The sequence below is a fragment of the Mangrovimonas sp. sgz306409 genome (assembly GCF_059735265.1).
In genome coordinates this window covers 520,275-537,491 of the sequence record NZ_JCAPEU010000002.1, presented here as the reverse complement: position 1 = coordinate 537,491, position 17,217 = coordinate 520,275, and the positions used below count along the sequence as shown (strand labels likewise).

The 17,217-nt window shown below is 39.5% G+C and carries 16 protein-coding genes; 11 read left to right on the top strand and 5 right to left on the bottom strand.

Annotated features, from left to right (window positions below):
* Positions 1–9: 9 nt before the first annotated feature.
* The 4 genes from AC6I5C_RS05770 to xrtF form a co-directional block, all read right to left on the bottom strand.
* Complete coding sequence (locus AC6I5C_RS05770) at positions 10–2,244, bottom strand: TonB-dependent receptor (RefSeq protein ID WP_497904330.1); 2,235 nt, start codon at positions 2,242–2,244, stop codon at positions 10–12.
* A 79-nt stretch (positions 2,245–2,323) separates the two neighbouring features.
* The gene (locus tag AC6I5C_RS05765; RefSeq protein WP_497904329.1) at positions 2,324–2,737 is read right to left on the bottom strand and encodes an HYC_CC_PP family protein; all 414 of its coding nucleotides are present in this window, start codon (positions 2,735–2,737) and stop codon (positions 2,324–2,326) included.
* 57 nt (positions 2,738–2,794) lie between these two features.
* Positions 2,795–3,223 carry an exosortase F system-associated membrane protein gene (locus AC6I5C_RS05760; RefSeq protein ID WP_497904328.1) on the bottom strand — a complete coding sequence of 143 codons (429 nt, stop codon included), beginning with the start codon at positions 3,221–3,223 and terminating at the stop codon, positions 2,795–2,797.
* The gene (xrtF, locus tag AC6I5C_RS05755; protein ID WP_497904327.1) at positions 3,207–3,767 is read right to left on the bottom strand and encodes an exosortase family protein XrtF; all 561 of its coding nucleotides are present in this window, start codon (positions 3,765–3,767) and stop codon (positions 3,207–3,209) included. The genes AC6I5C_RS05760 and xrtF overlap by 17 nt, the downstream gene beginning before the upstream one ends.
* A gap of 90 nt (positions 3,768–3,857) precedes the next feature.
* On the opposite strand from xrtF, the gene AC6I5C_RS05750 reads away from it, so the two are divergent.
* Positions 3,858–4,313 (top strand): GAF domain-containing protein, encoded by a 456-nt coding sequence (locus tag AC6I5C_RS05750; protein WP_497904326.1) that lies wholly within the window; start codon positions 3,858–3,860, stop codon positions 4,311–4,313.
* Positions 4,314–4,321: 8 nt separating this feature from the next.
* On the opposite strand, the gene AC6I5C_RS05745 is transcribed toward AC6I5C_RS05750, so the two are convergent.
* The gene (locus AC6I5C_RS05745) at positions 4,322–5,572 is read right to left on the bottom strand and encodes an ABC transporter permease (RefSeq protein WP_497904325.1); all 1,251 of its coding nucleotides are present in this window, start codon (positions 5,570–5,572) and stop codon (positions 4,322–4,324) included.
* A gap of 212 nt (positions 5,573–5,784) precedes the next feature.
* Between AC6I5C_RS05745 and purH the strand changes: the two genes are divergently transcribed.
* The 10 genes from purH to AC6I5C_RS05695 all read left to right on the top strand — a co-directional run bounded on the left by purH (position 5,785) and on the right by AC6I5C_RS05695 (position 17,200).
* The gene (purH, locus tag AC6I5C_RS05740) at positions 5,785–7,317 is read left to right on the top strand and encodes a bifunctional phosphoribosylaminoimidazolecarboxamide formyltransferase/IMP cyclohydrolase (RefSeq protein WP_053977045.1); all 1,533 of its coding nucleotides are present in this window, start codon (positions 5,785–5,787) and stop codon (positions 7,315–7,317) included.
* Positions 7,318–7,508: 191 nt separating this feature from the next.
* Positions 7,509–8,537 carry a rod shape-determining protein gene (locus AC6I5C_RS05735; protein WP_053975958.1) on the top strand — a complete coding sequence of 343 codons (1,029 nt, stop codon included), beginning with the start codon at positions 7,509–7,511 and terminating at the stop codon, positions 8,535–8,537.
* Positions 8,538–8,586: 49 nt separating this feature from the next.
* Positions 8,587–9,375: a rod shape-determining protein MreC gene (gene mreC, locus AC6I5C_RS05730; protein WP_316931770.1), complete on the top strand. Its 789-nt coding sequence runs from the start codon at positions 8,587–8,589 to the stop codon at positions 9,373–9,375.
* Positions 9,368–9,874 (top strand): rod shape-determining protein MreD, encoded by a 507-nt coding sequence (locus AC6I5C_RS05725; protein ID WP_076662167.1) that lies wholly within the window; start codon positions 9,368–9,370, stop codon positions 9,872–9,874. Before mreC ends, AC6I5C_RS05725 begins: the two co-directional genes overlap by 8 nt.
* A complete protein-coding gene (gene mrdA / locus AC6I5C_RS05720; RefSeq protein ID WP_497904324.1) occupies positions 9,871–11,811 on the top strand; it encodes a penicillin-binding protein 2 in 1,941 nt (646 codons plus the stop codon). Before AC6I5C_RS05725 ends, mrdA begins: the two co-directional genes overlap by 4 nt.
* A gap of 3 nt (positions 11,812–11,814) precedes the next feature.
* Positions 11,815–13,092 carry a rod shape-determining protein RodA gene (gene rodA, locus AC6I5C_RS05715; protein WP_497904323.1) on the top strand — a complete coding sequence of 426 codons (1,278 nt, stop codon included), beginning with the start codon at positions 11,815–11,817 and terminating at the stop codon, positions 13,090–13,092.
* A gap of 150 nt (positions 13,093–13,242) precedes the next feature.
* Positions 13,243–13,854, top strand: coding sequence for a DUF502 domain-containing protein (locus AC6I5C_RS05710; RefSeq protein ID WP_497904322.1), 612 nt, complete (start codon positions 13,243–13,245; stop codon positions 13,852–13,854).
* Positions 13,855–13,880: 26 nt separating this feature from the next.
* Complete coding sequence (locus AC6I5C_RS05705; RefSeq protein WP_497904321.1) at positions 13,881–15,041, top strand: hypothetical protein; 1,161 nt, start codon at positions 13,881–13,883, stop codon at positions 15,039–15,041.
* 53 nt (positions 15,042–15,094) lie between these two features.
* Complete coding sequence (locus AC6I5C_RS05700; RefSeq protein ID WP_497904320.1) at positions 15,095–16,246, top strand: BamA/TamA family outer membrane protein; 1,152 nt, start codon at positions 15,095–15,097, stop codon at positions 16,244–16,246.
* A 222-nt stretch (positions 16,247–16,468) separates the two neighbouring features.
* Positions 16,469–17,200 (top strand): DUF2092 domain-containing protein, encoded by a 732-nt coding sequence (locus AC6I5C_RS05695; RefSeq protein ID WP_497904319.1) that lies wholly within the window; start codon positions 16,469–16,471, stop codon positions 17,198–17,200.
* Positions 17,201–17,217: the final 17 nt, after the last annotated feature.

Sequence of the window (17,217 nt, the reverse complement as noted above, 5' to 3'; positions counted from 1 at the left end):
TTTTATTAATTATTGAATTCTAAAACGCAACCCAGCATAATACATACTTCCAAAAATTGGACCATACACATAGGTTGAATCAAAATAAGGCCCAAAGGGATCATTCGCCGCCAAAATAGGATTACCCTGCCTTACATTGGTGATATTTTCACCTCCTAAATATACTTCAAATTTTGGAGAAAATACTTTTGTCACTTGGGCATTCAAGGTACCCACGGTAGGCGTGTAATCGGATAATTGATAAGTAACTGGATTACTACTTGTTGAAGCAAATCGCTGTTCTCCCAACCAATTATAGGTCGCATCAAATTTCCATTGCCCTCCATTGTCTTTCATGTGGGTTTCATAACTGGCATTTGCAAACAAACGGTGTTTTGGAGTTAACGGCTTCTCTTTTTTACCCGTTTGATATTGAGTCTTTACATCATAATATTTATAGGCAAAGCGCACATCTGTATGCTCAAACAAATTATAGTTCAATTCAGCCTGAAAACTATTGGCATAACTGTCACCATCCAAATTACTGAAAGTCACCATCTGCGGATTTTCAAAATCCACCACTACCTGATTTTGGAAATCGGTACGGTAAAAGTCCAACGTTACATCTGCTTTTCTACCAAACAAATTAAATCCTTGGAGATAGGACACTCCATAATTCCACGCAATTTCAGGATCCAAACCATAAATATGCCCTCCTGAATTGAGGATTTGGATTTGTCGAGAGGAGGCAAAAAGACTTTGGTTCTCAGCAAAAATATTGGCCGAACGTTTCCCTCTTCCAAAAGAAGCTCTAAACGCCGATTTTTCCCAAGGCGTATAGCGAACATGCACTCTAGGCGTCACAAAAAAGCCCAAGCGATTGTGTTGATCCACGCGCAAACCTGCAGTAAGGTTCAGCTTTTCTAGATTGTCAAAATTGTATTCAAAAAAGGCCCCAACCGAATTATCTATTCTCGCAAAATTTGTAGCCTCTACCAATTCATCAAAATGATCATACGTAAAGCTTACTCCCGTCTTTATTTTATGGCGTGAATCCCCTATGATAGAATTATAAATAAGGTTGGAATAAATGCTGCTTTGCTCAATATCATAAACCCGAGTTCCGAAATAAGAATCTTGCTGATGATTGCTCACCGCAAATTGCAAACCTAAACTTTGCCAAGGTAATTCTGGATTTACATAGCCCAACTTCCCAGAAAAGTCAAACCGTCTTGTATCTATCTCACTCCCCCAGGCGTTGGTAGTCAACTTATCGGTTTCTGGATCAAAGTCCAACTGCCCAGTTTGCTTCTGGTCATCCAAATATCGAAAGTTAAAAAAGCTCACAATCCCCTTTTCAGCATCTGTATACTGCCAGCGGTTCATGACATTGATCTGCTTATACAACGGCATATCCAAAAACCCATCATTATTGACATCGTGCTCCTTATTGAGACGATTACCATGCAAATACAAACCCGTGCTCCACTTGTCACTAAGCTTCGTATTGAAATGTGTATTCAATTCCACACGCTCACTACTGGCACCGTATAGGTTTACAAATAGTTTGTCATCTTTTGTAGGCTTTTGCAATTCGGCATTGATTTGCCCTGCAATACTTTCATAGCCATTCACCACGCTTCCTGCTCCTTTCGTGATTTGAATACTTTCCACCCAAGTCCCCGGCGTAAAACTCAACCCATAAGCTTGGGACGCTCCTCTCACCGTTGGAATATTTTCCATTGCAATTAAAATATACGGACTGGTCAATCCCAACATTTTAATTTGACGTGTTCCCGAAATGGCATCGGCAAAATTCACGTCGATGGAGGGATTGGTTTCAAAACTCTCTGAGAGGTTACAGCAGGCCGCTTTCAACAATTCATCGCTGCTCACCACCATGGTATTTTGAGCCTGCAAATAAGATTTTGAAGTTGCCTGCTTTCTAGACGTTACCGTTACCTGATCCAATTCACTTGTAGGCTGCAGCCAATGGTGAATCATTTTTGGTTCGGTAATAGTTAAGGTATCTGTTTTATACCCAACATAGCTTATCACTAATTGGGTATAACTCTTTTCATAGGGCACCGTAAAGGTTCCATCAATATCCGTAACAGCTCCAACGGAAGTGTTAAGCCAGTACACATTGGCACCCGCCAAAGGGATATGTTTATTTTCATTATTTGCTTCCATGACCATTCCTTTAACCTCTTGTTGAGAAAAAGCGAATACCGGAAACATCAATATATATATAAGGTATTTCATGATGATATCAATTGATTATGTTGCCTCAAGTGAAGCATTAAAAATAAATTCCATGCGCTATTGCGCTAGTAATCCAAAATCAAATGATAAATACCTGATTGAGCACCTGTATGTCTGCAACCAAGCTTGGGGGAGTGTAATATTCATGGGGAACATGCGCTTTGGTTTCCCCTTGAAAAAGATGTATGTAACTATAAACGAAACTGGATAAAAAGACCTTTTGCCCAAAATCGAGTTTATCAAAATCGGAAGTATTTAGATTGTCCTGTCCTTGCACCACTTCTACTTCATCCTTACAGCAAGACTTTTTTTCTACCGAAGTCTGCGTATGGTCTTTCATTTCCATCCCACATTTTTCAACCTCGGAAAACACAGCTACATCAATAAGATTATCGCCACAATAATGCTTTACAACCGTTAAGGAAATGGTTGACAACAACACCAAAATGGCCATTGCTACAGACAACACTTTATGTACCTGCTTCTTTTTCACAGCACAAATGTATTAAAAATAGTACAGAGAAACTTCACTTTACAATAGACTTAACATTTATCGTTTTAATCGTTGGCAATAAAACGCCGGCAACAGCAACAACAAGCCTATTGGCTGAATTAAAAACCTTCTAATATTAAAGAACAGGTAATATTGTGATTGTTTTGGCGACAAGACAAAATACAGGAATAAGCCAATTAAAATCACATAGGCAATACCATACATGAGCCCCGAAAACTTTACAATACTCCAATCCTTAAATGCTACAAAAAGAATCCCCAAAGAAATTATGGAATTCGACACATACCGCAAGGTTGTATACAGGGTCAGTTTAAAAACTTCCTGCCTAGGGTTGTCCATATATAGGTAATCATTTTTGAAAAACAACAGATAGGGATCATAGAAGAGCTCATTTTCAAAAAAACGAATCAAGACCAAAAGACCTATCAAAATAGCTATCAGGATGTATTTAGTTACTTTCTCCATTTTCCTTTTTTGAAACCGACACGCGATTCACCCATATAATCCACAACAAAAACAACATCCCATAAATAATTAAAGGAAACATCACCGAATGCAACACTTCCTGACTTTCGGGATAATGATATAAGCCCAAAGCCAAAAGGGCAATCCTTATAACGTTCACGGCATAAATCAAGATGCTCCCCACCAACAAATAAACAATGGTAGGTTTTAACCTTCCTGCAAACGCCACTATAAATGACACAAACAAAATAATAACGCTTATAGCATTGCACCCTTCAACGATTCGCGCCAAGAACACATCATTGACAATCATTTTCATGGAGGGCTCATCTGGATGGGGCTCAATTTTAGCATCGTAACCAAAATTTTCAACCACCTCCCTACTTTGTCTTGCTACCAAATTGGTGATATAATCTGGGTAATAGCTATCACCTGTACTGAATTGCAAATACATCCTATATCCAATTACCAACACCGCGTACACCGCTAAAAAGGTGACAATAAACTTGACAACGTCTTTGTATTTCAGCAATAATTCCTTCACTAATCCCTAAAAATTGAATTGTTAAATTTATACAAATTGAAGTTTTGGTATAACCGCTTTTAAATACTTTTACAAAAACTTTTAAACAATATGAATTTCGACCAGCTTATCCCCCAAGTAGACAGCATCATGCAAGGATCTTCAAGTGTAGACGAAAAACTATTGGCTATCTGCTCCCTTTTGGAAGCCAATGTTGAATACTACAACTGGGTTGGATTCTATTTCAGAAACGGTGATAAGGAGGAGTTGAAATTAGGGCCTTATGTTGGGGCACCAACAGACCACACGATTATTCCCTTTGGAAAAGGAATTTGCGGACAAGTAGCCGTAAGCAATCAAAACTTTGTGGTTCCAGATGTTTCAGCACAGAACAATTATATTGCTTGTAGCATTACGGTGAAGGCCGAAATTGTGATTCCTATTTTTGTAAACGGTGAAAACATTGGACAGATAGATATCGACTCCAACACACCAGATCCGTTTACCGAAGCAGACGAACGCTTTTTGGAGTATGTATGCGCTCAGGTTTCCAAAATTCTTTCCTAAAAAGAAAACTACATTCCAGTTCTAATAGCTTCCACCGGATTTAATTTTGAAGCTGAAATAGCCGGTATCACTCCAGATATCAAGCCAATTGCCGTAGAAAGCGAGAAGCCCAACATCATATTTGGAATCGATAGAATAAACTTAAAATCTCCTGTAAATTGAGAGGCAATAATGGAGGTTATCCAAACCAGCACCAAGCCGACTAAGCCACCAAACACAGCCAAAATAACAGCTTCAAATAAAAACTGTAACAGGATAAATCGGTTTTTGGCGCCCAGTGATTTTTGAATCCCGATAAGGTGCGTACGCTCCTTCACACTTACAAACATAATATTGGCAATCCCAAAGCCACCAACCAAAAGAGAAAAACCGCTTATGATCCATCCCATAACATTCATGGTTCCAAGAATATTATCGATCATATTGGTCATCCCAGACAATTTATTGACAAAAAAGTCATCAGGCTGATCCGCCTTTAAACCTCTATAATTTCTAAACTTTTGTTTTAGCACCTGTTCAAAGCCACCCAAATCTATCCCTTTTTCAGGCTTTACAATAACTGCTCCAGGAACACCATCGACACCTCCAGTTTGAAAGCGTCTCACAAAATTTACCGGCACCCATGCCTTTTCATCCGGGGAATCCCCAAAATTGTTCCCAAACTTTTTCAGCACCCCTATCACAGTCAATTTTCGCCCATAGGCACGAATTTGTTTCCCGATAGGATTTATGGTTCCAAACAAACTCTCTGCCAAGTTATAGCCCAATACAATTACCGGCGACCCTGTAACAGATTCGGATTCGGTATAAAAACGGCCTTTCTCCAAGGTTAAATTCTCAATATCATAAATCTCGTTGGTAACTGGAGTAATATTTACGCCAGAAACCGTTTCCCCTTCATACCGTATGGTTTCATTACCTCCAAAAATCACAAAAGCACAGGCCGCTATTTCCGGAACATTTCTTCTTATAAATTCATAGTCATCATAGCCCGTTTGCGGATATCTTTCGCGTTGCCATCGAGGCACATCGGTTGGCCCAAAAGAAAATTTGGTAATGTACATGGTATTTTTATCCAACCCTGAGAGGTCTTCCTGGATTTTTTGATCTAAAGAATCTACCGCAGCCAAAATGGCAATGATTGAAAAAATCCCAATGGTAACTCCCAACAAAGACAGGGCAGTACGGAGTTTATTGTTACGAAGGGCATTTAAGGCAAATCCAAAACTTTCTTTTAATAACCTTAGGTAAAGCAGCATTTATAGAGATGATTTTTTACTGATTTAAAGATAGGACGTTTTTAACGTATTTGTGTTACAAAAAAACTAAAATAAACCCTCCACAAATAGGTGGCAATTTCTTTAAGAATGTGTATTTTTGCACTTTAAAAAAAATGAGGCTTTCAATTGGGATGGAAGCCTACAAAAATAACTGTCATTTCCGTAAGAAAAGGAAACTAAACAAGAACAAAATGAATACTGACAAAACTATTAAATCGGCATTAATCTCCGTTTTTAGCAAGGAAGGTTTGGAACCAATCGTGAGAGAGCTTCACGCCCAAAACGTAACCATTTATTCTACTGGAGGTACTGAAACTTTCATTAAAGACCTTGGGATAGATGTTGTCCCTGTTGAAGATGTGACCTCTTACCCATCTATTTTGGGAGGACGTGTAAAAACTTTACACCCTAAAGTATTTGGCGGTATTTTGAACCGTCAGAACAACGAGAGCGATGTAACCGAGCTAGCTGAGTTCAACATCCCTCAAATCGATTTAGTAATTGTTGATCTGTATCCATTTGAAAAAACTGTAGCCTCTGGAGCCGCACACCAAGATATCATCGAAAAAATTGATATCGGAGGAATTTCCTTGATCCGTGCTGCAGCCAAAAATTACGCCGATGTAGTTTGTGTATCTTCCGTTGAAGACTATGCTGAATTCTTGGAATTGTTACAAACCAAAAAAGGAGAAACTTCTGAAGCTGACCGCATCCGTTTTGCAGCCAAAGCTTTCAACGTATCTTCCCACTACGATTCTGCCATTTTCAACTACTTCAACCAAGAACTTGAAATCCCAGCCCTTAAAGTAAGTGAAACAAAAGGTAAAGTATTGCGTTACGGAGAAAACCCTCACCAAAAAGGATTCTTCTACGGTGATTTCGACGCCATGTTCACCCAACTTAACGGAAAAGAATTAAGCTACAACAACCTTTTGGATGTTGACGCTGCCGTTAACTTAATGGATGAATTTAAAAATGACGCGCCAACTTTCGCCATTTTAAAACATAACAACGCTTGTGGTTTGGCACAACGCGACACCCTTCACCAAGCTTATGTAGATGCCTTGGCTGGAGATCCAGTTTCTGCTTTTGGAGGTGTTTTGATTGCCAATAAAGAAATTGACTTGGCTACAGCCGAAGAAATTCACCAATTGTTCTGTGAAGTAGTAATTGCTCCAGGTTTCACTGCGGAAGCTGAAGAACTTTTAAAAGGTAAAAAGAACCGTATCCTGTTGGTACAGAATGATGCTGAATTGGCCCAAACTCACGTTAGAACTTGTCTTAACGGTGTTTTGGTGCAAGACCGCAACAATGTATCCGACACTAAAGAGGGTACTGAAACCAAAACGGACAAAGCACCAACCGATGCCGAACTTGACGATTTGATCTTTGCTTCCAAAATTTGTAAGCACACCAAATCCAATACAATCGTATTGACAAAGAACAAGCAATTGTGTGCCAGCGGAACGGGACAAACTAGCCGTGTAGACGCTCTTAACCAAGCTATACACAAAGCGCAATCTTTCAACTTCGATTTGAAAGGAGCGGTAATGGCAAGTGATGCATTTTTCCCATTCCCAGACTGTGTAGAGATTGCAGATAACGCAGGAATTACAGCTGTAATTCAACCAGGAGGTTCCATCAAAGACCAATTGAGCATAGACTACTGCAACGAGCATGGTTTGGCCATGGTATTTACAGGAACACGTCACTTTAAGCACTAATAAAGCGTCCACTTTGTGGAAATTTATCATAAAAACTGGCACTCCTGTAGGTCTCCGTACCACATGAGTGCCTTTTATTTTACATATAATTAGAATACCAATTAAAGGCTGTATATTTAGCAAGTTTTATTACATTTACAACAATGTGAAAAAGCAGATAGATATAAACCCAAATAATTACAAAATAGCACATGGGATTTTTTGATTTCCTTACTGAAGAAATAGCTATAGACCTAGGAACAGCAAACACACTCATCATACATAACGATAAAGTTGTTGTAGACAGCCCATCCATAGTTGCCAGAGACCGTGTATCTGGAAAAATCATTGCCGTTGGAAAAGAAGCCAACATGATGCAAGGTAAAACACACGAAAACATCAAAACCATTCGCCCACTAAAAGATGGGGTAATTGCCGATTTTGATGCCTCTGAGCAGATGATAAGTATGTTTATTAAGAACATTCCTGCGCTTAAAAAGAAGCTGTTTTCTCCAGCCCTACGCATGGTAGTTTGTATCCCTTCTGGGATTACAGAAGTAGAAATGCGTGCGGTAAAGGAATCCTGTGAACGTGTAAATGGAAAAGAAGTTTATTTGATCCATGAGCCGATGGCCGCTGCCATTGGTATTGGTATTGACATCATGCAACCAAAAGGAAACATGATTGTGGACATAGGTGGAGGAACCACGGAAATTGCGGTGATTGCTTTGGGAGGAATTGTATGTGATAAATCGGTAAAAGTTGCGGGTGACGTATTTACCAACGACATCATTTATTACATGCGTACGCAACACAACCTTTACGTTGGAGAGCGTACTGCCGAAAAAATAAAAATCCAGATTGGTGCTGCTACCGAGGATTTGGAATTACCTCCAGACGACATGAGCGTTCAAGGACGTGACTTGTTAACAGGAAAACCTAAACAGGTACAAATTTCATTTAGAGAAATTGCTAAGGCCTTAGATAAATCCATCTTGAGAATTGAGGATTCCGTAATGGAAACCCTTTCCCAAACCCCACCAGAATTGGCAGCCGATATTTACAACACCGGTATCTATCTTGCAGGTGGAGGAAGTATGCTACGAGGATTGGACAAACGTTTATCACTTAAAACAGATTTACCGGTTTACATCGCCGAAGACCCATTGCGTGCCGTTGTAAGAGGAACAGGAATTACACTTAAAAACCTACCTAGATTTAAAAGTGTATTGATAAAATAAGGAATACTAGATGCAGCAAATCATCAACTTTGTTATACGCAACAAAATCGTGCTTTTGTTTTTGCTCTTATTTGGTATCTCGCTTGCTTTAACAATTCAGTCCCACTCCTACCATAAAAGTAAATTTATTAGCTCCGCCAACTTCTTTACTGGCGGCATTTATAAACGCGCCCATGGTATTGGACAGTATTTTAACCTAAAGACCGAAAACGAACAATTGGTGGAAGAAAACGTAAGATTAAAAACCTTACTATACAATTCACAAATTGCCGATACCACTCAAGAGTTCCAAAAGGATACTTCCTTTTATGGAGGGGTATTTCGGTTTATTCCGGCAAAAGTTTATAAAAACAGTTATTCAGCTACCAAAAATTACCTAATGCTCAACAGAGGAGAGCGTGATGGCGTGAAACAGGATTTTGGGGTGGTTACCTCACAAGGCATTGTGGGTATTATTGAAAATACCTCCAATAAATATGCTACGGTACTTTCCATATTGAATACCAAGAGTAAAATCAACGCACAGCTAAAAAACTCCAATCACATTGGGTCTTTGGTTTGGAATACCAAATCCTATGAATTGGTACAACTCACAGACATCTCTAAGTTTGCCCCGGTAGCGGTTGGCGACACCATCATTACAGGAGGACAGTCTACTATTTTCCCGAAAGGCGTCCCCATTGGAACCATAGATTCCTTTACCACGGATATAAGTGGGGACACCTATACCATAGATGTGAAACTTTTTAATGACATGACTAACATTGGTCATGTATATATCATCGAGAATACCGATGCAGAAGAAATTAAAACCTTGGAACAATCGGTAGATGAATAACAGTAATGTAAATATAATTATCCAGTTTGTCTCCTTACTATTGGTGCAGGTATTGGTGCTTAATCATGTTAACTTTTTGGAATACATCAATCCGTATCCCTATATCTTATTTATCCTCCTATTCCCGGTAAGAGCCAATAGATCACTTATCATTTTCTTAAGTTTTCTATTAGGGCTATTGGTAGATATTTTTTCGGATTCCGGAGGCATCCATGCAGCTGCGTGTGTCACCTTAGCGTTTATCAGGCCAGCGATCCTAAAGTTCTCATTTGGGATGATTTATGAACACCAAAGCATCAAATTCAGTCAGACAGAATTTGGACGTCGTTTGGTCTATTTTTCCATTGGTACCGTAATCCATCATTTTATGATGTTTTCTTTGGAAGTTTTTAACATTTCAAAAATAATTTTAGTCCTGCAAAAGACGTTATTCTCAAGTATTTTTACTATAATACTAAGCCTATTGATTACGGTATTATTTAGCAGAAAACGTAGATGAGAAAATTATTACTTTTTTCAACGGTGCTCCTTGTTGGAATTATCTTTATTGCCCGGTTGTTTTACTTACAGATCTATAACCAAACTGCCTACAACCTCTTTGAAGACAACGCCATTAGAAAGGTATACGATTACCCCAAACGAGGTTATGTGTACGACCGAAACGGCATTTTATTGGTTGCCAACCAACCGTCTTATGACGTCATGGTTATTCCACGAGAAGTGGAGCCTTTGGACACCCTAGAATTTTGTGAACTTTTAAAAATTACCAAGGAAGATTTTACCCGTCTTTATGACAAGGCCTATCACTATTCGCCAAGGCTTCCTTCGGTTTTTGTACCGCAACTATCCAAAAAAGATTACGCTATTCTTCAGGAAAAAATGCGCAAGTTTGAGGGCTTTTACATCCAAAAACGATCTCTTAGAGATTACCAAACTTCAGTTGGCGCCAATGTTCTGGGGGATATTGGGGAAGTGAACAATGCTATAATCGCAAAACAGCCTTACTACAAAATGGGTGACCTTATTGGGAAACAAGGCGTTGAATTTTCCTACGAAGAAGTCTTGCGAGGTGTAAAAGGTATTAAATTTATACAAAAAGACCGTTTCAACCGAAACATTGGTCCATACAAAGATGGCATCTACGATACCTTACCCCAACCCGGAAAGGACATTACCATTACCATCGATTCCAAACTTCAGGAATATGGAGAACTGTTGATGAAATACAAGCGTGGAGGAATTATTGCCATAGAACCCAGCAGTGGTGAAATCTTGGCCATGGTATCGGCTCCAAGCTACAACCCCAATCTTTTGGTAGGTAGAGACCGTTCCAAAAACTTCAACAAGCTTTATCTAGACAGTTTATCGCAACCATTTTTAGATCGCGGACTCCAAGCCATGTACCCACCTGGGTCTCCATTTAAAGTCATTAATGCTCTTATCGCCCTTCAAGAAGGTGTGGTAACACCTAGAGACCGGTTTACCTGTAATCATGGTTATAGCTATGGGAACAGAAAAATGGGCTGTCACGGCCACTCCGGTATTTCCGATATGGATATTGGAATTTACAAATCCTGTAACTCCTATTTTGCCAATGTGTACAGACGCATTATGGACAAATATGAAACTCCCGCCCAAGGCATGGATGTTTGGAGTAACCATGTTAAAAGTTTTGGATTAGGAGATTACCTAGGGTATGACCTACGTATTGGTCAGCCAGGTAAAATTCCTGATGCCTCCACCTATGACCGCGCTTATGGCAAAAATAGATGGTACACCACTTTTACCCTATCTAATGCCATTGGACAAGGAGAAGTTTTGACAACTCCAATCCAATTAGCGAATATGGCCGCCGCTATAGGGAATCGCGGGTATTTTTACACCCCGCATATCATTAAAAAGATTGAAAACGATACTATAGACAGTAAATATCTTACCCGGCATAATACCACAATCGACAAAGTACATTTTGAACCGGTCATTCAAGGAATGTTTGACGTTTACAACAAAGGAACAGCCCAGACTTTACAGGTTCCTGGAATAGAGATTTGTGGAAAAACGGGGACTGCTGAGAACTTCACCAAAATAGATGGGGTTAAAACCCAGTTGACAGACCATTCCATATTCGTGGCTTTTGCCCCGAAAGACGATCCAAAAATCGCCATCGCTGTATTTGTAGAAAATGGTTATTGGGGAAGTCGTTTTGCCGGACGTATTGCCAGCCTTATGATTGAAAAATATTTGAAAGGCACTATTTCCCGAACCGATATGGAAAATTGGATTTTAACACACAGTTTGGAAAACGAATATAGCAAACCTTATTCTGGAAAACCTTTCCAAATAAATGGGCATACCACCCTTCAGGTGATAGAGAACTATCGCGACAAGCCTGATTCAGACAACGACATCACCATACCCCCAACATGGAACCCATAAAGCATGCATAGAGAGAATATAGGATTACGTTTCGATTGGATAACGATCATACTTTTTTTGATTTTGGTTGGCTTTGGGTGGCTCAATATCATGTCTGCTTCGCATATGGGAGACATTACCAATTACTTTGACATGGACCAGCCTTATGGTAAACAACTTATATTTATCATGATGACCTTGGTCCTCATTGTAATCATCCTTTCCATAGAAGCCAAGTTTTATGAACGTTTTGCCAGTGTCATTTATTTGGTATCCCTCATTTCCTTGGCAGGTCTATTTGTCTTTGGAAAAAACGTTAATGGCGCCACCTCTTGGTATGGTATTGGCGGGATGACCTTACAGCCAAGTGAGTTCGCAAAATTCGCAACTTCGTTGGCTGTAGCGAAGCACATTAGTGACCTACAGACTAACTTGAAATTTCTTAAAGACCAATTAAAAACCATTGCCATTATTTTTATACCGGCATTATTGATCCTTCTACAAAATGATGCGGGTAGCACCATTGTTTACGCCTCTTTCTTTTTTGTATTTTATAGAGAAGGGATTCAACAAATTTATTTGATTATTGGTGTCATCATCATGCTACTATCAGTGCTATCCTTAAAATTTGGAGTACTGCCCACTTCCCTATTCTCTGCTCTTATTATTTTGGGACTCTATTTTTATAAGCGAAAGAAACAAGCCTCCATATTAATACCTTTGACCATTTTGGCGCTTTGCATTGGCTTCTCTTTTGCGGTACGGAATTTTTATGACCACGTTCTAAAACCCCATCAAAAGGACCGCATCAGTCTATGGTTACGTTTGGAAAAAGACCCAGACAAATTGGAACAAATGAAACGGACCATTCTCTACAACCTCAACGAATCTGAAAAAGCCATCAGTTCTGGAGGCTTAACAGGAAAGGGCTATTTACAAGGTACCCGTACTACTGGTAAATTTGTTCCAGAGCAACACACCGATTACATTTTTAGCACCGTTGGAGAAGAATGGGGATTCGCTGGCACCACTATGGTAGTCGTCCTTTTTGTTGCGCTTATCTTAAGAATACTCTACCTCGCCGAATCGCAAAAGAGTCAATTTAGTAGAGTTTACGGCTATTGTGTAGCTTCCATTTTATTTGTCCATTTCACCATTAATACCGGAATGGTTATGGGGCTCATCCCCACCGTGGGTATCCCGCTGCCTTTTTTCAGTTACGGAGGTTCTGGGCTTTGGGGTTTCACTATTTTACTGTTCATTTTCATAAAATTGGACTCCAACAAAATCAATGAGTGGTAAATATTATAAGTGCTTCAATCCCAATAAATACAAGTAGTTTGTAAAATAAACTGACAACTTCCCTTTTTACGTCGTAATTACTGACATACAATTCTTTAGGGTTCTTAAATCTTTTTCGTACATTTATGTATCACCTTAAGAATCAGCACTATGTCATTCATAAAAAAATCTTCACAAAGCATCTTTATTGGAGGTTTGTTTTTTATGGTCCCTACGCTTATCCTGATCATGTTATTTGGAAAGGCCCTAAAACTAATTTTGCCCTTAGCAAAAGCCCTTTCCAATATTTTTGATCTGCATTCGGTGTTTGGAACCGCTTCGGTGACCTTGATGAGCCTAGTGTTGCTCTTCCTAATTTGCGCAGGAGTGGGGCTGTTGCTCCAGAGAGGATTCCTAACCCAATGGAGCCCCAAAACCGAACAACGGCTGTTTTTTCATTTCCCTGCTTTCCAAATGCTCAAATACCGTCTTTTGGATGAAAACACGTTAGAAAGTTCAGGTGCATGGAAAGCTGTCCTCCTTAAAGAAGACACCCATTACACCATTGGTTTTATAACCGATGACACCCATCATTCTTACCTTACTCTTTATTTGCCAGACGCTCCTAAAATGGATGCCGGGCAAATTAAATATATACTGAAATCAAATTGCGAGTATCATCCCATCACCATGAAACAAGCCATGAATGCCTTACATGATTTTGGAAAGTGCCCAGATTTCAGCCAATTACTTTCTTCCATCAAAGCCTCAAAAACAACATAAGCCACAAACAAAAAATTCAAGAATCCATGACCCTCACAATTTTATCCAACAATACCCCTTTCTGTGTTCAAAATATCTTTTTGACCGCTCTTTTCTTAATTGTTTTTGGGAATATGAAAAGTAATGCCCAAGATTCCTATACCAATCAAACAACACAAGATAGTATCATTGCCAACACCTACCCTTATGTGTTACCCGTCTGGGGACAAAAAGTTCAGGAGCGGGGAATGGCAGACCAAATGCAATTGCCCTTCGGCTTAAATGTTAATTACGTGAATGCCTTTGTGGATTTGAAAATTACCGAATTCCAACTTTTGGTTGGCGATACAGATTTATCGGGAATTATCAATTCCGAAACCTTAAATTTTCAAGAAGTAAATGGTACCACCAACGGAGCCAATTTTAGGGCCGATGCTTGGGTACTGCCCTTTTTGAACATATACACCCTCTTCTCTGTTGTAAAAGGAGGCACCAATGTAAGTTTGCAACCCACCTGGAAAGACGATACCGGTGAAATCATGCTTCAGTTGCCTGAGTTTTCCTCAGAAGTTGAGTTTGACGCGCTAGCCTATGGGGTAGGAACAACCCTGGTTTTTGGATGGAACCGTTACTTCTCCAGCATCGATTTAAATTATTCGCGTACCGATACCGACCTGCTTAAAGACCAGATTGGCTATTTAACCCTTTCTGCCCGCTTAGGACACTCCTTCAGGTTAAGCAAACGCAGAAAAGACATTTTTATAGCTCCCTATATAGGAATGATGTACCGCGATTTTGTAGGTGCCGATGGTAGCAGTGGCCAAATCAACCTCAATGAAGTATTCCCAGATCTGGATGCCACTTTTAACCAAAAAGTGGAGGATAAAATTGCAGCAAACCAAGAGCTGATAGACAACCCAACCACACCACCGGGCCAGAAAATAAAATTACAGGCCCAAAACCAAGCCCTTACCACTATTCAGGAACGGGTAAATGATAGCGGTGTGTTTAGAACTAGTTTTAACTATTTTATTCGTAAAGAACTTGTTCAATCCATCACCTTTCAATTTGGTTTCAATTTTCAACTTAACAAACATTGGATGTTACGTGGCGAATATGGTGTGGCAGACTCCCAACGCTTTTTAATGACAGGCTTGCAATACCGCTTTGGAATCAAAAAAAGATCCTATAAAGAACTATTACAATAAAACCCCTTTTTATGCCATAACCCTATTTGCTTTGAATTTTAAAATTTAACGCTATGCACAAAAAATTTCTATTTGCAATTCTCTCCTTTCTGTTTGTCATACAGATACAAGGTCAGCACAAAGGCATTAAAGGGTACATGGAAAAAAGGGAACAAAAGAAAGACAGTGCTATTGCCCAAGGACGTCCATTTTTGAGCATTATTGCTGGTCCCGGCTATACCCCAGAAAATGGACTATTGGTTGGTGCGGGGATGATCTACACCTTTAAAACTAATCGAAAGGACAGCCTGATACAGCGTTCATCCATCCCTTTTATGGGCTTTATAAGTACCAAGGGTAATTTTGGCTTTAACTCCAACCTTAGGACCTTTTGGCTGCATGACAAACTTCGTGCGAATATCTTGGCCAAATTTTCCGTGGCTAATGACAATTATTTCGGAGTAGGTTTTTCAAATATCAAACAATTGGAAGAAGGCGATTCCACCACAGCCTTTAAGCGTCAAAAATTTATTATCAAACCATTGATCATGTACCAGCCCATAAAGCATTTATATGTTGGTGGAGGATTCGACTTTAACTCTACCAAGGTTCTGGAAACCAACCCTGTTATGGACGAAGATGCCTACTACAATCAATTTGGACCCGATAATTTTAATGCGGGCTTAACTTTCACCTTGAATTATGACAGTAGGGACATTATTGTAAACCCCTATAAAGGCTACTTCTTCAATTTTGCCGCAGGTTTTTATGGGGATTATTTGGGAGGTGATAACGATTATAACATCTACGAGCTAGACTTTAGGACCTACCAACAGATCCATCGGCCGGGAAACACCATTGCCCTTAAACTCTACGGTAGATTTGGTAGTGGCGACATCCCTTATGAAGAACTCACCAAATTAGGCGGCGGCGATGGTTTACGAGGTTATATTGAAGGACATTATAGAGACCGTACGGGTCTATATTTTCTAGCGGAATGGCGCCATATGTTTTTAAAGAACGACGGAAACATGAGCAAACACGGCGTGGTGACATGGTTGGGATCTGGTACCATTGCCTATAATCCCGATAGTATTGAAGAGTGGATTCCAAACTTTGGAATCGGGTATCGTTTTGAGGTGCAACCCCGCATGAATGTTAGAATTGATTTTGGTATAGGAAGGGAATCTTCTGGATTGTATTTCAACTTTACGGAAGCCTTCTAAGTTGAATTCCATACAAAGTATATTGAGTGAAGTTAGCCTCCATATATTCAGAAAACACAAAAGAATCAGGCTTCACATATCTTTTTGATTAACAATAATTTACCTTCAAAATATCTTGTAATAATTGACAATTTTTAAGTACCTTTAAAATTCCAATGTCCTCGAAGACATAGCCCCACTTCAAGAACCAACGTGTTTATTTTCAATTGCAAGCTTCTTATTATGAAAAAAGTACTTCTATTAGTAATGATTCTTATGACCCTTCCATTGTTAGGGCATGCTCAAAAAGCCAAAGATATCGACGCCGAAGCCGTGCGCGTATTGGATAAAATGACGGACGCCATTAGTGAATTGACCTCTTGCAGTGTCCATGTAAAAAACTCAATAGACACCCTCAATGCCGATAACAAACTTGTAAAATATCACCGGAGCAGTGATGTCCAATTCTCGGGGCCCGACAAATTACTCATACAAATACAAGGAGATACTGGTCATAAAGGCTATTGGTACGACGGTTCTTTCCTAACCTATTATTCCTATGATGAAAATAACTATATCACCTTGGAAACCCCCAATACCACATTAGAAATGATTGATGACATGCACAAACGCTTCGACTTTGAGTTTCCTTCAGCCGATTTTTTTTACCCTCATTTTGTAGATGATATTTTAGACGACTTCCAATCTGTTAAATACAAAGGTTCTTCTAAGGTAGAAGGTGAAAATTGCGACCATGTTATTGCCGACAATGACAAAATGAAGGTTGAAATTTGGGTATCCAAAAATGCGCCCAATATGCCCAAGCGCTTTTTAATTACCCATAAAGATGAGCACAACCGTCAATACGAAAGTGTTTTTAGCAACTGGAACCTAAGCCCTGTCATTCCCGATGAAACCTTTGTTTTTTCAGCTCCGGCCAATTCCAAACTTATTAGTGTTATGTCCAAGTTATAATCTCGCAATGCCTTTTA